Raw genomic sequence first — 15,230 nt, forward strand, 5'->3', positions numbered from 1 at the left:
CTTTCCCAACGGAGACACACCATGGACATGAAGACTTCCCCCCTGGCCCAGCTCAAAGACCCGACCCTGCTCAAGACCGATGCCCTGGTCAACGGCCAGTGGCTCAAGGGCGCGAGCCGATTCGACGTGCTGGACCCGGCCACCGGTCTCAAACTGGCCGACGTGGCCAACCTGGGCCCGGCAGACACCGAAGCGGCGATTGCCGCCGCCAACGCCGCCTGGCCCGCCTGGAAGGGCAAGACCGCCAAGGAGCGCAGCATCATCTTGCGCAAGTGGTACGACCTGCTGATGGCCAACCAGGACGATCTGGGTCGCATCATGACGGCCGAGCAAGGCAAGCCACTGCCCGAGGCGAAAGGCGAAGTGGCCTACGGTGCGAGCTTTGTGGAGTGGTTCGCCGAAGAAGCCAAGCGCGTCAACGGTGAGACCCTGCCGCAGTTCGATAACAACCGCCGCCTGATGGTCTTGAAACAGCCCATCGGTGTCTGCGCCGCCATCACGCCCTGGAACTTTCCCCTGGCCATGATCACCCGCAAGGTCGCCCCGGCGCTGGCCGCCGGCTGCCCAGTCATCATCAAGCCCGCCGAGCTCACGCCGCTGACCGCGCTGGCCGCGGCCGAACTGGCCATCCGCGCCGGCATCCCGGCTGGCGTGCTCAACATGATCACGGCCGACGCCGACAACTCGATTGCGGTGGGCAAAGTGCTGTGCGCCAGCGATGTGGTGCGCCACATCTCCTTCACCGGCTCGACCGAGGTGGGCCGCATCCTGATGGCGCAGAGCGCGCCCACGGTCAAGAAGATGTCGCTGGAGCTGGGTGGCAACGCCCCCTTCATCGTCTTCAATGACGCCGACATCGACAGCGCGGTCGAAGGCGCCTTTGCCAGCAAGTACCGAAACGCCGGCCAGACCTGCGTCTGCTCCAACCGCCTGTATGTGCAAAGCGGCGTGTACGACGAGTTCGTGCAGAAGTTCGCCGCTAAGGTGAAGACCGCCAAGGTCGGCAATGGTTTTGAAGAAGGCGTGAACCAGGGTCCACTGATCGAGGAGGCGGCGCTGGAAAAGGTGCAGCGCCACGTGGACGACGCGGTGGCCAAGGGTGCCCGCGTCGTAGCCGGCGGCAAGCGCCTGGCCGGCCAGTTCTTCGAGCCCACCGTGGTGGCGGATGCCACGGCCGACATGCTCTGCGCCAAAGAAGAAACTTTTGGCCCGTTCGCGCCAGTGTTCAAGTTTGAGCAGGAACAGGAAGCGATTGACGCGGCCAACAACACCGAGTTCGGTCTGGCCAGCTACTTCTACAGCCGCGACATCGGCCGCATCTACCGGGTGGCCGAAGCGCTAGAGTACGGCATGGTGGGTATCAACGTCGGCATCCTGGCCACCGAACACGTGCCCTTTGGCGGCGTGAAACAGTCAGGCCTGGGCCGAGAAGGCTCACACCACGGCATGGACGACTACGTGGAAATCAAGTACCTCTGCCTAGGGGACATCCAGAAATGAGCGCACTGCGCCGTGCGCTGGTGCTGCTGGTGACGCTGGCGCTCTGCGCCTGCGCCAGCTTCATGCCGGGTGATCCGCCACAGGTCGATGTGGTGGGTGTCCAACCGCTGCAGGGCCAGGGAATGGAGCTGCGCATGCTGGTGAAGCTGCGCGTCATCAACCCAAACGACACGCCCATCGAGTACGACGGCGTGTATTTGGAGATGGACGTGCGCGGCAAGCGTTTCGCCAGCGGCGTGAGCGACATGCGCGGCGCGGTACCGCGCTTTGGCGAGGCCGTGGTCAGCGTGCCGGTGAGTGTGCCGGCGGTGGCCATGCTGCGCCAGGCTCTGGGCATGGCGCAGGGCGATGCCAGCGCCATCAGCTACGTCATCAGCGGCAAGCTCTCAGGCCCACAGTGGCGCAACACGCGGTTCAGCTCGGAAGGCGAGTTCAAGCTGCCAGAGGGCATGCGCTGAAGGCGCCCCGCGTCAGTTGATTACCTTCCAGCTGCCATCGGCCTGACGGCAGGCAGTGCCGTAAACCGTTTCGGGTTGGCCGCCAATCAGCGCCTTCACCGAGTATTCGCGGCAGGGGCCTGCTGCTGATTCGTAGGTGCGCGTCGGCGTCACGGTGTACTGGTTGCGAGTGTCGGGATTGACCCAGGTCGAGGGCACCGAGGTGCGCACCGACTCCAGTGCATGCGCAGTCTTGAGCCGGTCGGTCTCGTCCATCGAGCGGCCGATGTTGCCGCCGATACTGGCGCCAACGATGGTGCCCAGTATGGTGGCCACGGTGCGCCCGGAGCCTCGGCCCACCTGATTGCCGATGACGCCACCCAGAATTCCGCCCACCACCATGCCGGACTGCTCCTGGGTCGGCGGCGTGTTGCAGCCAACCAGCGCCAGAGCAACCAGCGGGATGGCCAATAGGGTGCGATGCGTGGTCATGTCAGATCCTTTCAATCGGTTGAAGATGACTTCAGCATAGGCATACCCCAGGGAGTTATCTTGATCGGGGTCAAATGCGGGGCGCATTTGAGACTTGTCTCCAAAAGTGCCCTGGTGCTGTCTCGGACACGCTCCAAAACCCTATTCACGGGCAAGCAATTGAGTTCAACAATATTGCTACAAACTGATCGATAGAAGTCCACGCAGGCCTTCACTCAGTCGCTCATCCTGCAGGAGACACCCCATGACCCGCCCCACCCTCTTCCTCGCCTCTGTGCTCACCGCAGGGGCGCTTACCTTGGGCGGCTGTGCCACCCCGATGCAGGCCACCACCCCTCACCGGGTGGTGTTCCAGGTCAGCGACAACGACCCGGCCAAGTGGAACCTGGCGCTGAACAACGCCAAGAACGTGCAGCAGGAATACGGCTCGCGCCCGATGCAGGTGGAAATCGTGGCCTACGGCCCGGGCATCGGCATGCTCAAGGCAGATTCGCCCACCGCCAACCGCGTCACCGAAGCCAGCAAGGCCGGCGTGCAGATCGTCGCCTGCCAGAACACCATGAAGGCCCAGAAGCTGAACACGGCAGACATGAACGCCAGCATCGGCTACGTGCCAGCGGGCGTGGTGAAGCTGATGACGCGGCAGCGCGAAGGTTGGTCGTACATCCGACCCTAAGTCGACGGGGCGACATGGCCCCAGCTGCCTGTCCGGCAGACGGACAAAGCCCGATAGACTCCAAACAGCTGGCCACGCTTTGTGTGGCCAGCTTTTGACTGCACGCGATTCGCGCGGATACAGGGTATCTGGGCCAAGCCACTGACTGATGGGGCCCGGCAAGCACCTTGGCCAGTCTCGCTCCACCGCGACCCGTGCACCCGCACAGGCATCAGGAAACACACCGTGAACCTGCGATCCGTCGAGTCGTTCTACTGGGTGGTGATGCTGCGCAGTGTGACGCGCGCGGCAGAGAAGCTGCACCTGACCCAGTCGGCCATGTCGAGCCGCATTGCCATGCTGGAGCAGGAGCTGGGCGTGCAGCTGCTGGACCGGCGCGACAAGCAGTTCCGCATCACGCAGGCAGGCCAGCGGTTTTTTGTGCATGCCGAGCGCCTGCTGGATCTGCAGCGCGAGATCAAGTCGGAAATGGGCACGGCGGCGATCCAGCCCGTGGTGCTCAAGGTGGGCGCGTTTGAATCGGCTTCGCACTCCTGGCTGATGGACTGGGTGCGATCGCTGCACAAGGCCAATCCCATGCTGGCCCTGGAGCTGACGGTGGAGACCTCACCGGTGCTGGTCGATCTGCTGTCGCGCGGCGCCCTGGATCTGGCCATCGCGGCCCTGCCCGCGACTGGCAACAGCGTGCGGTCGCTGGCCTTGCCCTCGATGGAGATGAAGTTTGTCGGCCACGCCGAGCTGCACCGCCGCCGCCGCTGGACACCGGCGCAGCTGGCTGCAGAGGAGCTCATCACCTTCCAGCGCGGCTCCCAGCCGCACCTGGCCCTGCTCGACATGCTCAAGCGCACGGGCGTGGAACCTACGCGCGTACACACCGTGTCCTCCATCAGCGCCATGTCGCAGCTGGTTGAAGACGGGCTGGGCATCGCCACCCTGCCCGCTCTGGTGCTGCAGCGGCTGCGCCGCCGCATGCCACTCAAAGCACTGGCCAGCGACATCATCCTTCCGGCGCTACCGACCCACCTGAGCTGGCGGATCGACCCCACGCTAGTGGCCCAAAAAACGCTGATCGACAGCGTTTTGAACCATCTTGGGGTAAACCCGAAGCATCGATTAAATCGATGAACTGAGCGAGAAACTTTTTGTTTGCCCTGCTTTTGGATCACCCGCAAGATGCGTTCATGACACCGGGACTGGATCCCGGATGCATTTCAAGAACCAGGAAGGGACCACATGCAGGGCACCGCATTCAACTTCAACGCAGACGCCGCGCGCCGTGGCTCAGAGTTGCGTGCACGCATCCGCAGCGGTGAGCTGAACCGCCACACCAGCGGACTGGCCGATGACCTCGTGCAAGGCAACTTGGTGGTCCTGCCTGCGGCTGATGCTCATGACTTCCTGCTTTACTGTCAACGCAATCCCAAGCCCTGTCCAGTGATCAGCGTGGGCGAGGTTGGCGACCCGTCACTGCCCAGGCTGGGCCATCACATCGACCTGCGCACCGACCTGCCGCGCTACCGTGTCTGGCGCGACGGCGAAATGGTTGATGAGTGCGAAGACGTGAGCGCCGTCTGGCGCCCCGATCTGGTCTCCTTTGTCATCGGCTGTTCGTTCTCTTTCGAATGGGCCATGCGCACCGAAGGCATTGCGGTGCGCCACATCGAAGAAGACCGCAACGTCTCGATGTACCGCACTTCGATCGAAACCCAGCCGGCTGGCGCCTTTGGCGGCCCGCTGGTGGTGTCGATGCGCCCCCTGGTGGCGGCCGACGCGATCCGCGCAGTCCAGATCACTTCTCGATTCCCGGCGGTGCATGGCGCCCCGGTCCACATCGGCGACCCGGCCCAGATCGGCATCAGCGATCTGAGCCGGCCCGATTACGGCGACGCGGTCACCGTGCTGCCGCATGAGCTGCCCGTCTTCTGGGCTTGTGGCGTCACGCCACAGGCGGCACTGAAGCGGGCTCGGCCGTCGTTCTGCATCACCCACGCCCCGGGGTCGATGCTGATCACCGACCTACTGAACCACCAACTCGCCAGCAACTGAATGGCATTCCCACAGGAGAACCTCATGAAATCCATCATCTTCGGCCTCACAGCCATCAGCCTTGCGACCGCGGTCAGCGCCCAGACCAAATGGGACCTGCCCAGCGGCTACGGCGCCAACACCTTCCAGACCAAGAACCTCGAGCAGTTCGCAGCTGACGTGAAAGCCGCCACCGGTGGCAAAGTGGAGATCACCGTGCACTCGGGTGCCTCGCTGTTCAAGCAGCCCGAGATCAAGCGCGCGATCCAGACCGGTATGGCACCAGCCGGGGAATTCATCATCTCGGGCCTCGCCAACGAAAACCCACTGTTTGGCGCCGACTCGATTCCTTTCCTGGCCACCAGCTACGCCGATGCCAAGCGCCTGTGGGAAGCCACCAAGCCGGTGCAAACCAAGGTGCTCGCCAGCCAGGGCATCAAGATGCTGTTCTCGGTGCCATGGCCAGGCCAGTCGCTGTACTCGGTCAAGCCGATCACCAGCGCCGACGACTTCAAAGGCACCAAGATGCGCGCCTACAACCCGGCCACTACCAGGATCGCGCAGATGCTGGGCGCTTCGCCGGTGACCATCCAGTTGCCCGAACTCGGCCAGGCACTGGCCACTGGCGCAGCCAACAACTTCCTGACCAGCAGTGCCAGTGGAGCCGACGGAAAGCTGTACGAGCAGGTGAAGTACTTCTACCCGGTCAACGCCTGGCTGCCGCGCAACGTGACCGCCGTCAACCAGAAATCCTTTGACGCGCTGGACAAGGCGACACAGGACGCGGTGATGAAGGCTGCAGCCGATGCTGAAACGCGCGGCTGGAAGGCCAGCGAAAAGGTAGACGAGGATTCGATCGCGATCCTCAAGGCCAACGGCGTGACCATCGCGCAGCCATCCGAGAGCGTGAAAGCCGCACTGCAGAAGATCGGTGACACGATGACAGAAGAATGGCTGGCCTCTACCGGCGCCGACGGCAAGGCCATCATCGACGCTTACCGCAAGAAGTAAGCCCTCCTGCTAAGCGCCATGGCCCGCTCGGGCCAGGCGCCGCCCGACCACCGTCTGGAGTGCGCGATGCTGAATCGACTGGCTTTTGGTTTTTACAAGGTTCTGCTTGTGCTGGCCGGCGTGGCCATGATCGCCGCCTTCGTGTCGATCATGCTCAACATCATGGCGCGCATTTTTCTATGGAACATTCCGGGGCTTGACGGCTATGCAGGCTATGCCATCGCGGCAGCCTTGTTCCTTGCGCTGCCGTCCACATTGCAAAGTAACGAGCACATCCGTGCCACGCTGCTGCTGGACCATGTGAGCCCTGGCGCAAAAGGGGTCATGGAGACCGTCGCCTTGTTGCTCGGCACGGGCATCTCCATCTTTCTTGCCTGGTTCTCCATTCGGCTGGTGTGGGTGTCCTACACGCTGCACGACGTCGCTTTCACAGGTGACGCCACGCCCATGTGGATTCCGCAGCTCAGCATGGCTCTGGGCTGCGTGGGCTTTGCGATGGCCTTCGCGCAAGCACTCTGGTCCCGATTCACGGGTGTGCCATTTTTCGCCGAAGCCAGCGACGAAGTGACCCACGCTGACTAACGCGCACCCAAGGAGAGAAACATGGATGTTCTGATTGCCGCTGGCCTGGTTGCGGCGTTATTCATCGCTTTGGCGTCAGGTCTCTGGATCGGCATGGCCTTGCTGGCCGTGGGTCTGATCGCGATGGAGCTGGCCACCAGCCGTCCGGTCGGCGACAGCATGGTCCTGACGATCTGGGGCGCGCAGTCGAGCTGGACGCTGACCGCGCTGCCGCTGTTTCTGTGGATGGGTGAGATCCTGTTCCGAACCAAGCTCAGCGAAGACATGTTCAAGGGTCTCGCTCCCTGGATGAACCGACTGCCGGGCCGTTTGCTGCACGTCAACGTAATCGGCAGCACCATTTTTGCCGCGGTCTCGGGCTCGTCCGCTGCGACCTGCGCCACCATCGGGCGCATTGCGCTGCCGGAACTTCGCCAGCGTGGCTACCCGGAATCGCTGGCCGTGGGCTCGCTGGCTGGTGCGGCTACCCTGGGCCTGCTGATCCCCCCGTCGATCATCATGATCGTCTACGGCGTCGCGGCCGACGTGTCCATCTCCAAACTGTTCATTGCCGGCATCGTGCCAGGCATTGTGCTCGCGTCGCTGTTCATGGGCTACATCATTGTCTGGTCGCTCTTCAACCCGAGCAAGATCCCCGCCGCTGAGATGGGTATGCCCTTCATGGCCAAGCTGTATGCGTCGCGCCATCTGATCCCCGTGGTGCTGCTGATCGGCGCGGTCATGGGCTCGATCTACACCGGCGTGGCCACCGCCACCGAGGCGGCCGCCATCGGCGTGCTCGGCTCGCTGGTGCTGGCCACGGTGGAAGGCAGCATGAGCTGGAAGACCTTCACCGAGGGCGTGGGCGCGGCCTGCCGGGTCTATTGCATGATCGGTCTGATCCTGGCGGGAGCGGCCTTCCTGACGCTGGCCATGGGCTTTGTCGGCCTGCCACGGCACCTCGCCGAATTCATCACAGCACAAAACCTGTCGCCTTTCGCGCTGGTGTTGGCGCTGACCCTCTTCTACATCGTGCTGGGCTGCTTTCTGGACGGCATCTCGATGGTCGTGCTGACCATCGGCGTGCTGCTGCCAACGGTACAGGCCGCAGGGTTTGACCTGATCTGGTTCGGTGTGTTCACCGTGCTGCTGGTCGAGCTCGCTCAGATCACGCCGCCTGTGGGGCTGAACCTGTTCGTGCTGCAAGGCCTCACCAAACATCCGCTCACCTACATCGCGCGCACCGCGACGCCGATGTTTCTGATGATGCTGGTGGCGGCCGTGCTCTCGTACTTCGGGCAAGACCTGATCCTCTATCTGCCCAACCGGATGTGAGGGTAGCCAGATGACGCTGCGCCTTCTGGATGCCGGCGACGCGGCTTTCACCATCGAGCTGGGCAACAGCATCGACCCCGGCTTGCTCGCCAGCGTGCATGCGCTGGACGCCGCCATCGCCCAGGAGCAAGCCGCCGGGCGCCTGCCAGGCCTGATCGAGACGATGCCGACCTTCCGCTCGCTGACGGTGTTTTACGACCCGTTGGTAACCCGTCAGCAGACCTTGCTCGACACCCTCAAGCCTTTGTTCGATGGCGCCGATCACGCCACACCCATCGAAGGCCGCCGATGGCGCCTGCCGGTCTGCTACGAAGGCGAGCTGGGCCTCGATCTCGCGACCACCGCCCAGACCATTGGCGCCACCGAAGACGAAGTGATCTCGCTGCACAGCGGCACCGAGGTCCGCGTCTACATGCTGGGCTTCCTGCCCGGCTTCCCGTTCATGGGTGATGTGCCCGAGCGGCTGAGGTTGCCGCGTCGAACGCAGCCCCGCGTGCGCGTGCCCGCAGGCAGTGTCGCCATTGCCGGCGGGCTGACCGCTATCTACCCTTGGGAGAGTCCCGGCGGCTGGCACCTGCTGGGCCGCTGCCCGGTTCCGCTGTTCGATGCAACGCGGGAAGAGCCATCGCTGTTGTCGGCGGGTGATAGCGTTCGTTTCGAGCCCGTGTCGCACACCGAGTTCCTGAAGATGGAGGCGGCCAGCCAGGCCGGCGAGGTCGACCCGACACACTGGCTCGCCGATGAACAGGGCGCGGCATGACGGCGGAACCCCACATCGAAGTGATCTCGCCCGGCGCCTACGCGTCGGTACAGGACACCGGTCGCCGGGGCTACCGGCGCGTAGGGGTGCCCTGGGCGGGTGTGCTCGATCCGCGCCTGATGCGCGTGGCCAATGCGCTGGTGGGCAACGCAGACGGCACACCGGTGATCGAATGTTTTGACGGCGGCCTGCAGCTGGTCGCGCGAGGCGGCAACGTCAGGCTGGCGGTGGCCGGCCATGCGGTGGTCGAAATCGAGAGCGCGGGCGAACGCCGTGTGCTGGGCGCATGGCGCTCCTTGACCCTGACCGAGGGCGACACCCTGCGCTTGCGCCGACTGGAGCGCGGCCGGGTGGCGGTGATCGCCATCGAGGGCATGGCCTTGCCGACGGTGCTGGGCAGCGTGTCAACCTACGCGCGTGCGGCGCTTGGCGGCGTGGAGGGTCGCGCCTTGTCGATCGGCTCCACCTTGCCCGCCACGGCCGCGGCTGACCGCCCAGAGTCCATGCTGCCCGCTGCCCCGACCGTGGACGGCGGGCCGATCCGCCTCGTCGCAGGTCCACAGGCCGATCATTTTTCGGTCGCTGCGCTCGCGAACCTGGTCGACACGCCGTACCAGGTCACTCCCGAGGCGGACCGCATGGGCGTGCGCCTGGAAGGCGCCGCCCTGGAACACATCGGCTCGCCGGAAATCGTGTCCGATGCCACCGTGCCCGGATCGATCCAGGTGCCTGGAACGGGCCAGCCCATCGTCTTGCTGGCAGATGCGCAAACGGCCGGTGGCTACCCCAAAATCGCTACCGTGATCAGCACAGATCTGCCGCGGTTCGCAGCTGCGCGTCCCGGCGAGTCTTTGCGCTTTATGTTCATCGACACCGAAATGGGGGAAAACCTGGCGCGTGCAGCGGAGGCCGAGACGCGGGCCCTGCTGACCAGCCTGCGGCCACTGATGCTGGGCGGCGTCGATGAGGCAGCGATTTATGCTGGCAACCTGGTCAGCGGCTTCATTGACGCCTTGTCGGCTGAACACAGACCACTGACAGAGATCCTCTGAATCACGAACCCCAAGCCTCTGGATCAAGATATGAACATCAACCTGAATGCCGACTTGGGCGAATCGTTCGGCGCCTGGACCATGGGCGAGGACGTGGCCCTGCTGCAAGTGGTGGGCACGGCCAACATTGCCTGCGGATTCCACGCCGGGGACCCGCTGGTCATGCGCACCACCGTGCGCACTGCGCTGGCTGCAGGTGTGAGCCTGGGCGCCCATCCCGCCTACCCCGACCTGCAGGGCTTTGGCCGGCGGCCGATGAAGATGGCGCCAGCCGAACTGGAAGCCGCCATCATCTATCAAATCGGCGCCCTGGCGGCCATGGCCGCCGCGGAAGGTGGTCGTCTGACCCACGTGAAACCGCACGGCGCCTTGAACAACCAGGCCTGCGAAGACGCCGCGCTTGCCGACACCGTGGCCCGCGCGGTGCGCGCGATCGACCGCGAACTCATCTTGTTGGCGCCCGCACGCTCGGAGATGATCACCGCCGGCCAGCGCGCAGGCCTGGCCGTCGCCGCAGAAATTTTTGCTGATCGCGCTTACAACGACTCGGCCAACCTGGTCCCACGCAGTCAGCCTGGCGCCGTCATCCACGACCCTGACGAGGTGGTCGCACACGTCATGCGCATGCTGGACTCTGGCTGTATCGTGGCGCAAAGCGGCAAGCGACTGCCCACCCACTTCCACAGCATTTGCGTACACGGGGACACACCGGGCGCAGTCACCAACGCCCGCCGCCTGCGCGGTGCCATTGAAACCGCAGGCTGGACGCTGACCGGTCTGCCAGCCGTGCTGGCCGAGTCTGTCCAAGCTTGAGAGTGCCCTGCGATGGCGTAAACTCTGCACCACTGCGGGTGTAGTTCAATGGCAGAACGGCAGCTTCCCAAGCTTCATACGAGGGTTCGATTCCCTTCACCCGCTCCACACGAGTCGCCAAAGGCCGTCAAGGACATGCACCTGACGGCCTTTCTCATTGGCGAATCAAGACACTGCGTCAAGAATGCACCTAGATCTCGCCAAAGCCAGATGATGGTGCTGTTCGCGGCAAGTAGACACAAAACGTGGAGCCCTCCTGTTGCGCTGACTCTACCCAGATACGACCACCGTGAGACTGGATGATTCGCTTGCACATGGCTAGACCGATTCCGTCACCACTGATTGAGGCATCAGCGTCGACCCGGGTGAACATCCCAAAGATGTCCAATGCGTCACCAGCCTCTATGCCGAGTCCGTTGTCTCTGATTGACAAGGTCCAACCATCAACCGATTCCACACTTGCGAAATTCAAACAAGTGACTTCTCGCATCCCAGAGTACTTGAAAGCATTGTCCAAGAGGTTCGACCAGACTTCTCGTGTCAAAACAGGATCAGCCCAGACCACTGGCAGATCGTCAACTCCAGAGGCTGTAAAGGCTTGAGACGGAAATGACGCGGAGACCTCACCGATGCATTCGGTCGTCAGCTTTCTCATGTCCACCATGCAGCAATGGATACCCTTTCGGCCCAATCGAGAGAAAGCAAGCATTCCATCGATTAGAGATGAGAGTCTGTTCCCTGCTGAAATAACCTTGTCGCAATAGACCATCGCAGCATCGACATCGCCTGCAACGATGGATGACTTCACGATTTCAGAGAAGCTGGCCATATGCCGAACCGGCTTCTTGAGGTCATGCGAAAGCGCATGAGAGAAGACCTCCAGAGACCGATTTGCTTCTTCAAGCCTCGTAGTCCGCTCTCCCACCATGATGCGCAGCTTTTCATTGTTCAATCGCTTTTGCTCATACAGCTCCTTGTACACCGATATGTCCTGAATGGTCCAGGTCTCAGGTCCGCGCCAGTTCCGATCTTGGCGCTCTGGGACACCGCAGACGCGCACCCATCTCCGATGCCCATTGGTTGTGACGATGGGGAAATCGTGGTCAAACTCTTCGCCTGTAGCAAGGCTCTTGTCGATTCGCTCCTGGAGTTCTGGCAAGGCTTCGATCGCAACGAACTTCCGCAGGTCTCCTAAGCTGCCACCCGTGGTTGACTTGTCAATCTCAAAGATCTCGTTGATCTCCGAAGTCCATTTCAGTTGTTGCGTGACCCGATCAAATTTAACCAGCCCAAGCTTCAGGAGCCGCTGAGCTGCTTGGAGGTGGTATTGCAGCTGGGCATTAGATTTCTCGAGTTTTCGCCTCTCGGTGACATCCATCTGGATGGAAAAGTACGCGATCACCTCTCGGTCAATATTGCGAACTGGTTCGATGTTGAGAAGCAAGGTGTAAGGCTCACCGCTCTTGCGATAATTGACAACCTCAACGCCTGACACAGACCTTCCTTGACGCAGAGTATTGCCAAGTTGCTCGGTCACGCGTTTGTCGGTAAGAGGTCCGTGGGTTCTTGCACCTGCAGGGAGTCCCCGCACCTCGTCGAGAGTCCAGCCGGTGACGGCAGTGTAGGTCTGGTTGACCCAAGTCACACGGCGATCGGCATCAGTCACGACCACCATGTTGCTGCTCTCCTCTACGACCCGCTCCAAAATCATGAGCCAGGAAGTGAGGTCGTCTAATTCGTTTTCAGGACTGATCATAGATGGGGGGGGAAATCACCAGGTAATTCACAAGTAGTACCGGCCCAGATGGGCCTGGATCAGGCCTCTGATTTAGAGGACCACGCTCTTTATCACCGACCGGCGCTACACAATCAAGAGTAAATCACTTGGCCTTAGTGATCTGGGTCACTCGCAAGCCAGCGCGACGGAGCGACCTACACGTACATGTGGATAACATCACGGTCATGCTCCTACCTGTCCTGCATACTGCCTCGCAAAACTGGCGACTTCGACTTGCACAGCAAAAGCTAAAGCCATGGAAATGAGGAATGAGAATCGGCTCAGCGCGACTGCTGATCCCGGCTGTGACAGCTGCGCTACTCGCCAGCAGTGCCTGTTCGCTAGAGCTGCTTCGGCCAATAACAATTCGATCAAGTTGCATCTGCGCGAGCGCGCAGTGGGAGTGGGGGAGCTGATTGAGAAGCAAGGTGACCTCGCAAACTTCATTGGAGTCGTCAAGGTGGGTCTTCTGAAGGGCTTGCGGTCGAATGCCCAGAACATCAGCAAACCGATCGCCCTGTTTGGTCGTGGGCGCGTCGTTGGATTGTCCAGTGCGTATCGGCTGCCGTCGAGGCTGACTTTGGTTGCAGTCACCCCGATGCGCCTGTGCGAGGTGGGCTCAGAAACCTTCGAAAGACATACCTTGATGCAAGGGGGTCTGCAGGAATTGTTGCTCCGATCTGCAGCAAGCAAAGTGGACTGCTTGACGGATTGGGCTCGCCTCCTTCGTGAAGAAAGCCACCTGCAGCGGCTCTGCAATGCTTTGAGATTGATCGCTGTTGAGGAGGGAAGTCAAGCGTTTCGCATACCCAGTCATTCAGACTTGGCCGACTTGCTTGGCTCGCGGCGAGAAACGATTGCGCGAAACCTTTCCACACTCATTAGGCGTGGTTTCTTTCGGAAAACGGGGCGATGGCATGGTGTCTTGACAAGACCGCAGTGTGAGGTCCAGGGGATTGAATCCGAAACGGATTGATAGGCACGGAAGTGCTCTTTGGCCGACGCTTCTTGTGAGTGAGTCAAAGTGCGCTCTTTGCACCCCATGCGCTACGCCTCGCGATTCCATCAAGTAGGCTGGCTTTCATCGCCGAGGATGACTAGCCGCTGAAGGCGCGAACCGCGTTGGCCAAGCGCTCAGCTTGATGCTGCAAGCTGGTCGCTGCTGCAGCGCTCTGCTCAACCAGAGCTGCGTTTTGTTGTGTCGACTGGTCAAGTTGAGTGATTGCGGAGTCGACCTGTGAAATCCCCTCCGCCTGTTCCACGGTCGCGCTAGCGATCTCTTCGATCAGTCGAGAAACCTTCTGGACGCTGGCGACGATTTCGATCATGGTCTCTCCAGCCCGTCCCACCAATGAGGTTCCCTCGCGCACCTTGTCGCCACTGTCGTCAATCAAGCTTTTGATGTCCTTCGCTGCTGCAGCGCTTCGATGGGCCAGTGCACGGACCTCTCCAGCAACGACAGCAAAGCCTCTTCCCTGTTCGCCTGCTCTGGCGGCCTCAACTGCAGCGTTCAAGGCCAAGATATTGGTTTGAAAGGCGATCCCGTCAATGAGTGCGGTGATGTCGGCAATTCGTTTGCTACTCGTTTGAATGTTGGACATGGTGTTTGCGACTTCTGAGAACCCATGCCGCCCCGCGTCTGCAGCCGTGCTCGCCTGCTGAGCCAAGCTCTCAGCTGCCCGGGTCCGCTCCGAGTTATTCGCTACCGTCGCGTTCATCTGCACCATGCTGGCTGCCGTCTCTTCTAGGCTAGCTGCTGACTGCTCAGTTCTTGAACTCAGGTCGGAGTTTCCCTGGGCGATCTCTTTGCTCGCTGCTTGTATTCTTTCCACCTGCTGCGAAACGTCGTCGAGTAGTGAGCGCAAGTTCAGTCCCGCTTGATTCACGGCTCTGGCCAGCAGCCCTATGTCGTCCACTCTGTTCAGCGGAGCTACTGAAGTGGTCAGCCCAGCTGCAACTTTCTCGGCATTCGCGAGAATGACCCGAAGCGGCGAAGTGATCTGTTTCTCAAGCCACCAATTCACGGCGAGTCCGGCCAGTAGAGCTGTGACAACCTGCCCAACTGGGCCAATCGGGGCGAGTGTGGCAGCGGCAACATACAAGAGCACCAGACACCCAAGGGCAAGCCTCACTCGCCAGGCAGTGGGCAACAATTGCATAGCAGACATCCACTTCAACCAGCCCGCACGGACAACGAGTCCTTTGTGGAAGACAAGGCCAGAGGCTCGTCCCTGCCGGAAGGATTTGTAGAGGTCTTCGGCCCGATCAACTTCTTCTTTCGTCGGTTTTGTCCGGACAGACATGTAGCCAGTGACAACTCCGCTCCGATTTATTGGAGTCGCATTTGCTCTTACCCAGTAGTGATCTCCGTTCTTTCTCCGGTTCTTTACCAACGCTGTCCAAGACTGGCCCCCCTTCAACGTTTTCCACATATCGGCAAATGCAGCTGCTGGCATATCCGGATGCCGAACTACGTTGTGGGGATGCCCGATAAGCTCGCCGTTTTCGAATCCACTCACCTCTACAAATGCCTCGTTGGCATATGTCAAGTTGCTGTGAGTATCTGTGGTGGACATCAATGTCGCATCTTTGGCAAGGACATACTCTTGCTGTGTGACAGGTTGGTTGTTGCGCATTCCTGATCCTTTGGGTCTTGGTAAACGTTGGTTTGACGCTCACAAGTATCGGGAATGGTCTCGACAGTAATTTGGGAAAGTGCGGTTGCTTTCCTATACAGATTCGGCCCGAGTGATCTAAATCACTTTCATCCACCGTGGCAAGCTACTTACGT

General features: G+C 61.4%; 15 protein-coding genes and 1 tRNA gene. 13 read left to right on the plus strand and 3 right to left on the minus strand.

The genetic code is table 11. The features are described from left to right. The first annotated feature begins 21 nt into the window (after positions 1-21). Positions 22-1,500 (plus strand): NAD-dependent succinate-semialdehyde dehydrogenase, encoded by a 1,479-nt coding sequence (locus tag GPT34_RS10395; RefSeq protein ID WP_291011912.1) that lies wholly within the window; start codon positions 22-24, stop codon positions 1,498-1,500. Further along, positions 1,497-1,958, plus strand: a complete 462-nt coding sequence (locus GPT34_RS10400; RefSeq protein WP_291011915.1) for an LEA type 2 family protein — start codon at positions 1,497-1,499, stop codon at positions 1,956-1,958. Before GPT34_RS10395 ends, GPT34_RS10400 begins: the two co-directional genes overlap by 4 nt. A gap of 12 nt (positions 1,959-1,970) precedes the next feature. Here the strand turns inward: GPT34_RS10400 and GPT34_RS10405 are convergent, their stop codons facing one another. Beyond that, positions 1,971-2,429: a glycine zipper 2TM domain-containing protein gene (locus GPT34_RS10405; RefSeq protein ID WP_291011918.1), complete on the minus strand. Its 459-nt coding sequence runs from the start codon at positions 2,427-2,429 to the stop codon at positions 1,971-1,973. 244 nt (positions 2,430-2,673) lie between these two features. On the opposite strand from GPT34_RS10405, the gene GPT34_RS10410 reads away from it, so the two are divergent. The 10 genes from GPT34_RS10410 (at position 2,674) to GPT34_RS10455 (ending at position 10,770) form a co-directional block, all read left to right on the plus strand. Further along, positions 2,674-3,105, plus strand: coding sequence for a DsrE family protein (locus GPT34_RS10410; RefSeq protein WP_291011921.1), 432 nt, complete (start codon positions 2,674-2,676; stop codon positions 3,103-3,105). A gap of 225 nt (positions 3,106-3,330) precedes the next feature. Next, complete coding sequence (locus GPT34_RS10415) at positions 3,331-4,230, plus strand: LysR family transcriptional regulator (protein WP_291011923.1); 900 nt, start codon at positions 3,331-3,333, stop codon at positions 4,228-4,230. A 108-nt stretch (positions 4,231-4,338) separates the two neighbouring features. Continuing rightward, positions 4,339-5,151: a putative hydro-lyase gene (locus GPT34_RS10420; RefSeq protein WP_291011925.1), complete on the plus strand. Its 813-nt coding sequence runs from the start codon at positions 4,339-4,341 to the stop codon at positions 5,149-5,151. Between the two features lie 24 nt (positions 5,152-5,175). Further along, positions 5,176-6,141 (plus strand): TRAP transporter substrate-binding protein, encoded by a 966-nt coding sequence (locus GPT34_RS10425; protein WP_291011927.1) that lies wholly within the window; start codon positions 5,176-5,178, stop codon positions 6,139-6,141. 66 nt (positions 6,142-6,207) lie between these two features. Beyond that, a complete protein-coding gene (locus GPT34_RS10430; RefSeq protein WP_291011928.1) occupies positions 6,208-6,723 on the plus strand; it encodes a TRAP transporter small permease subunit in 516 nt (171 codons plus the stop codon). 21 nt (positions 6,724-6,744) lie between these two features. Next, positions 6,745-8,037 carry a TRAP transporter large permease subunit gene (locus GPT34_RS10435; RefSeq protein ID WP_291011929.1) on the plus strand — a complete coding sequence of 431 codons (1,293 nt, stop codon included), beginning with the start codon at positions 6,745-6,747 and terminating at the stop codon, positions 8,035-8,037. 10 nt (positions 8,038-8,047) lie between these two features. Further along, a complete protein-coding gene (gene pxpB / locus GPT34_RS10440; RefSeq protein WP_291011930.1) occupies positions 8,048-8,797 on the plus strand; it encodes a 5-oxoprolinase subunit PxpB in 750 nt (249 codons plus the stop codon). Beyond that, on the plus strand, positions 8,794-9,849 hold the full coding sequence (locus GPT34_RS10445; RefSeq protein ID WP_291011931.1) for a biotin-dependent carboxyltransferase family protein: 1,056 nt from the start codon (positions 8,794-8,796) through the stop codon (positions 9,847-9,849). The genes pxpB and GPT34_RS10445 overlap by 4 nt, the downstream gene beginning before the upstream one ends. Positions 9,850-9,879: 30 nt before the next feature. Further along, positions 9,880-10,662: a 5-oxoprolinase subunit PxpA gene (locus GPT34_RS10450; RefSeq protein WP_291011934.1), complete on the plus strand. Its 783-nt coding sequence runs from the start codon at positions 9,880-9,882 to the stop codon at positions 10,660-10,662. A gap of 34 nt (positions 10,663-10,696) precedes the next feature. Continuing rightward, positions 10,697-10,770, plus strand: a tRNA-Gly gene (locus GPT34_RS10455). 82 nt (positions 10,771-10,852) lie between these two features. Here GPT34_RS10455 and GPT34_RS10460 read toward each other — a convergent pair. After that, on the minus strand, positions 10,853-12,418 hold the full coding sequence (locus GPT34_RS10460; RefSeq protein WP_291011937.1) for an ATP-binding protein: 1,566 nt from the start codon (positions 12,416-12,418) through the stop codon (positions 10,853-10,855). A 277-nt stretch (positions 12,419-12,695) separates the two neighbouring features. Between GPT34_RS10460 and GPT34_RS10465 the strand changes: the two genes are divergently transcribed. After that, positions 12,696-13,415 (plus strand): Crp/Fnr family transcriptional regulator, encoded by a 720-nt coding sequence (locus GPT34_RS10465; protein ID WP_291011940.1) that lies wholly within the window; start codon positions 12,696-12,698, stop codon positions 13,413-13,415. A 121-nt stretch (positions 13,416-13,536) separates the two neighbouring features. Here GPT34_RS10465 and GPT34_RS10470 read toward each other — a convergent pair whose 3' ends face one another. Then, complete coding sequence (locus GPT34_RS10470) at positions 13,537-15,075, minus strand: PAS domain-containing methyl-accepting chemotaxis protein (protein WP_291011943.1); 1,539 nt, start codon at positions 15,073-15,075, stop codon at positions 13,537-13,539. Positions 15,076-15,230 lie beyond the last annotated feature (155 nt).

The organism is Hydrogenophaga sp., assembly GCF_011390835.1.
Classification (GTDB): domain Bacteria; phylum Pseudomonadota; class Gammaproteobacteria; order Burkholderiales; family Burkholderiaceae_C; genus Hydrogenophaga.

Bases quoted from the DNA above. Each gene is read 5' to 3' on its own strand.
- GPT34_RS10410 (WP_291011921.1), top strand. From the start codon at position 2,674: ATGACCCGCCCCACCCTCTTCCTCGCCTCTGTGCTCACCGCAGGGGCG.
- GPT34_RS10470 (WP_291011943.1), bottom strand. From the start codon at position 15,075: ATGCGCAACAACCAACCTGTCACACAGCAAGAGTATGTCCTTGCCAAA.
- GPT34_RS10420 (WP_291011925.1), top strand. From the start codon at position 4,339: ATGCAGGGCACCGCATTCAACTTCAACGCAGACGCCGCGCGCCGTGGC.
- GPT34_RS10460 (WP_291011937.1), bottom strand. From the start codon at position 12,418: ATGATCAGTCCTGAAAACGAATTAGACGACCTCACTTCCTGGCTCATG.
- GPT34_RS10395 (WP_291011912.1), top strand. From the start codon at position 22: ATGGACATGAAGACTTCCCCCCTGGCCCAGCTCAAAGACCCGACCCTG.
- GPT34_RS10465 (WP_291011940.1), top strand. From the start codon at position 12,696: ATGGAAATGAGGAATGAGAATCGGCTCAGCGCGACTGCTGATCCCGGC.
- GPT34_RS10430 (WP_291011928.1), top strand. From the start codon at position 6,208: ATGCTGAATCGACTGGCTTTTGGTTTTTACAAGGTTCTGCTTGTGCTG.
- GPT34_RS10425 (WP_291011927.1), top strand. From the start codon at position 5,176: ATGAAATCCATCATCTTCGGCCTCACAGCCATCAGCCTTGCGACCGCG.
- GPT34_RS10435 (WP_291011929.1), top strand. From the start codon at position 6,745: ATGGATGTTCTGATTGCCGCTGGCCTGGTTGCGGCGTTATTCATCGCT.
- GPT34_RS10405 (WP_291011918.1), bottom strand. From the start codon at position 2,429: ATGACCACGCATCGCACCCTATTGGCCATCCCGCTGGTTGCTCTGGCG.
- pxpB (WP_291011930.1), top strand. From the start codon at position 8,048: ATGACGCTGCGCCTTCTGGATGCCGGCGACGCGGCTTTCACCATCGAG.
- GPT34_RS10450 (WP_291011934.1), top strand. From the start codon at position 9,880: ATGAACATCAACCTGAATGCCGACTTGGGCGAATCGTTCGGCGCCTGG.
- GPT34_RS10400 (WP_291011915.1), top strand. From the start codon at position 1,497: ATGAGCGCACTGCGCCGTGCGCTGGTGCTGCTGGTGACGCTGGCGCTC.
- GPT34_RS10445 (WP_291011931.1), top strand. From the start codon at position 8,794: ATGACGGCGGAACCCCACATCGAAGTGATCTCGCCCGGCGCCTACGCG.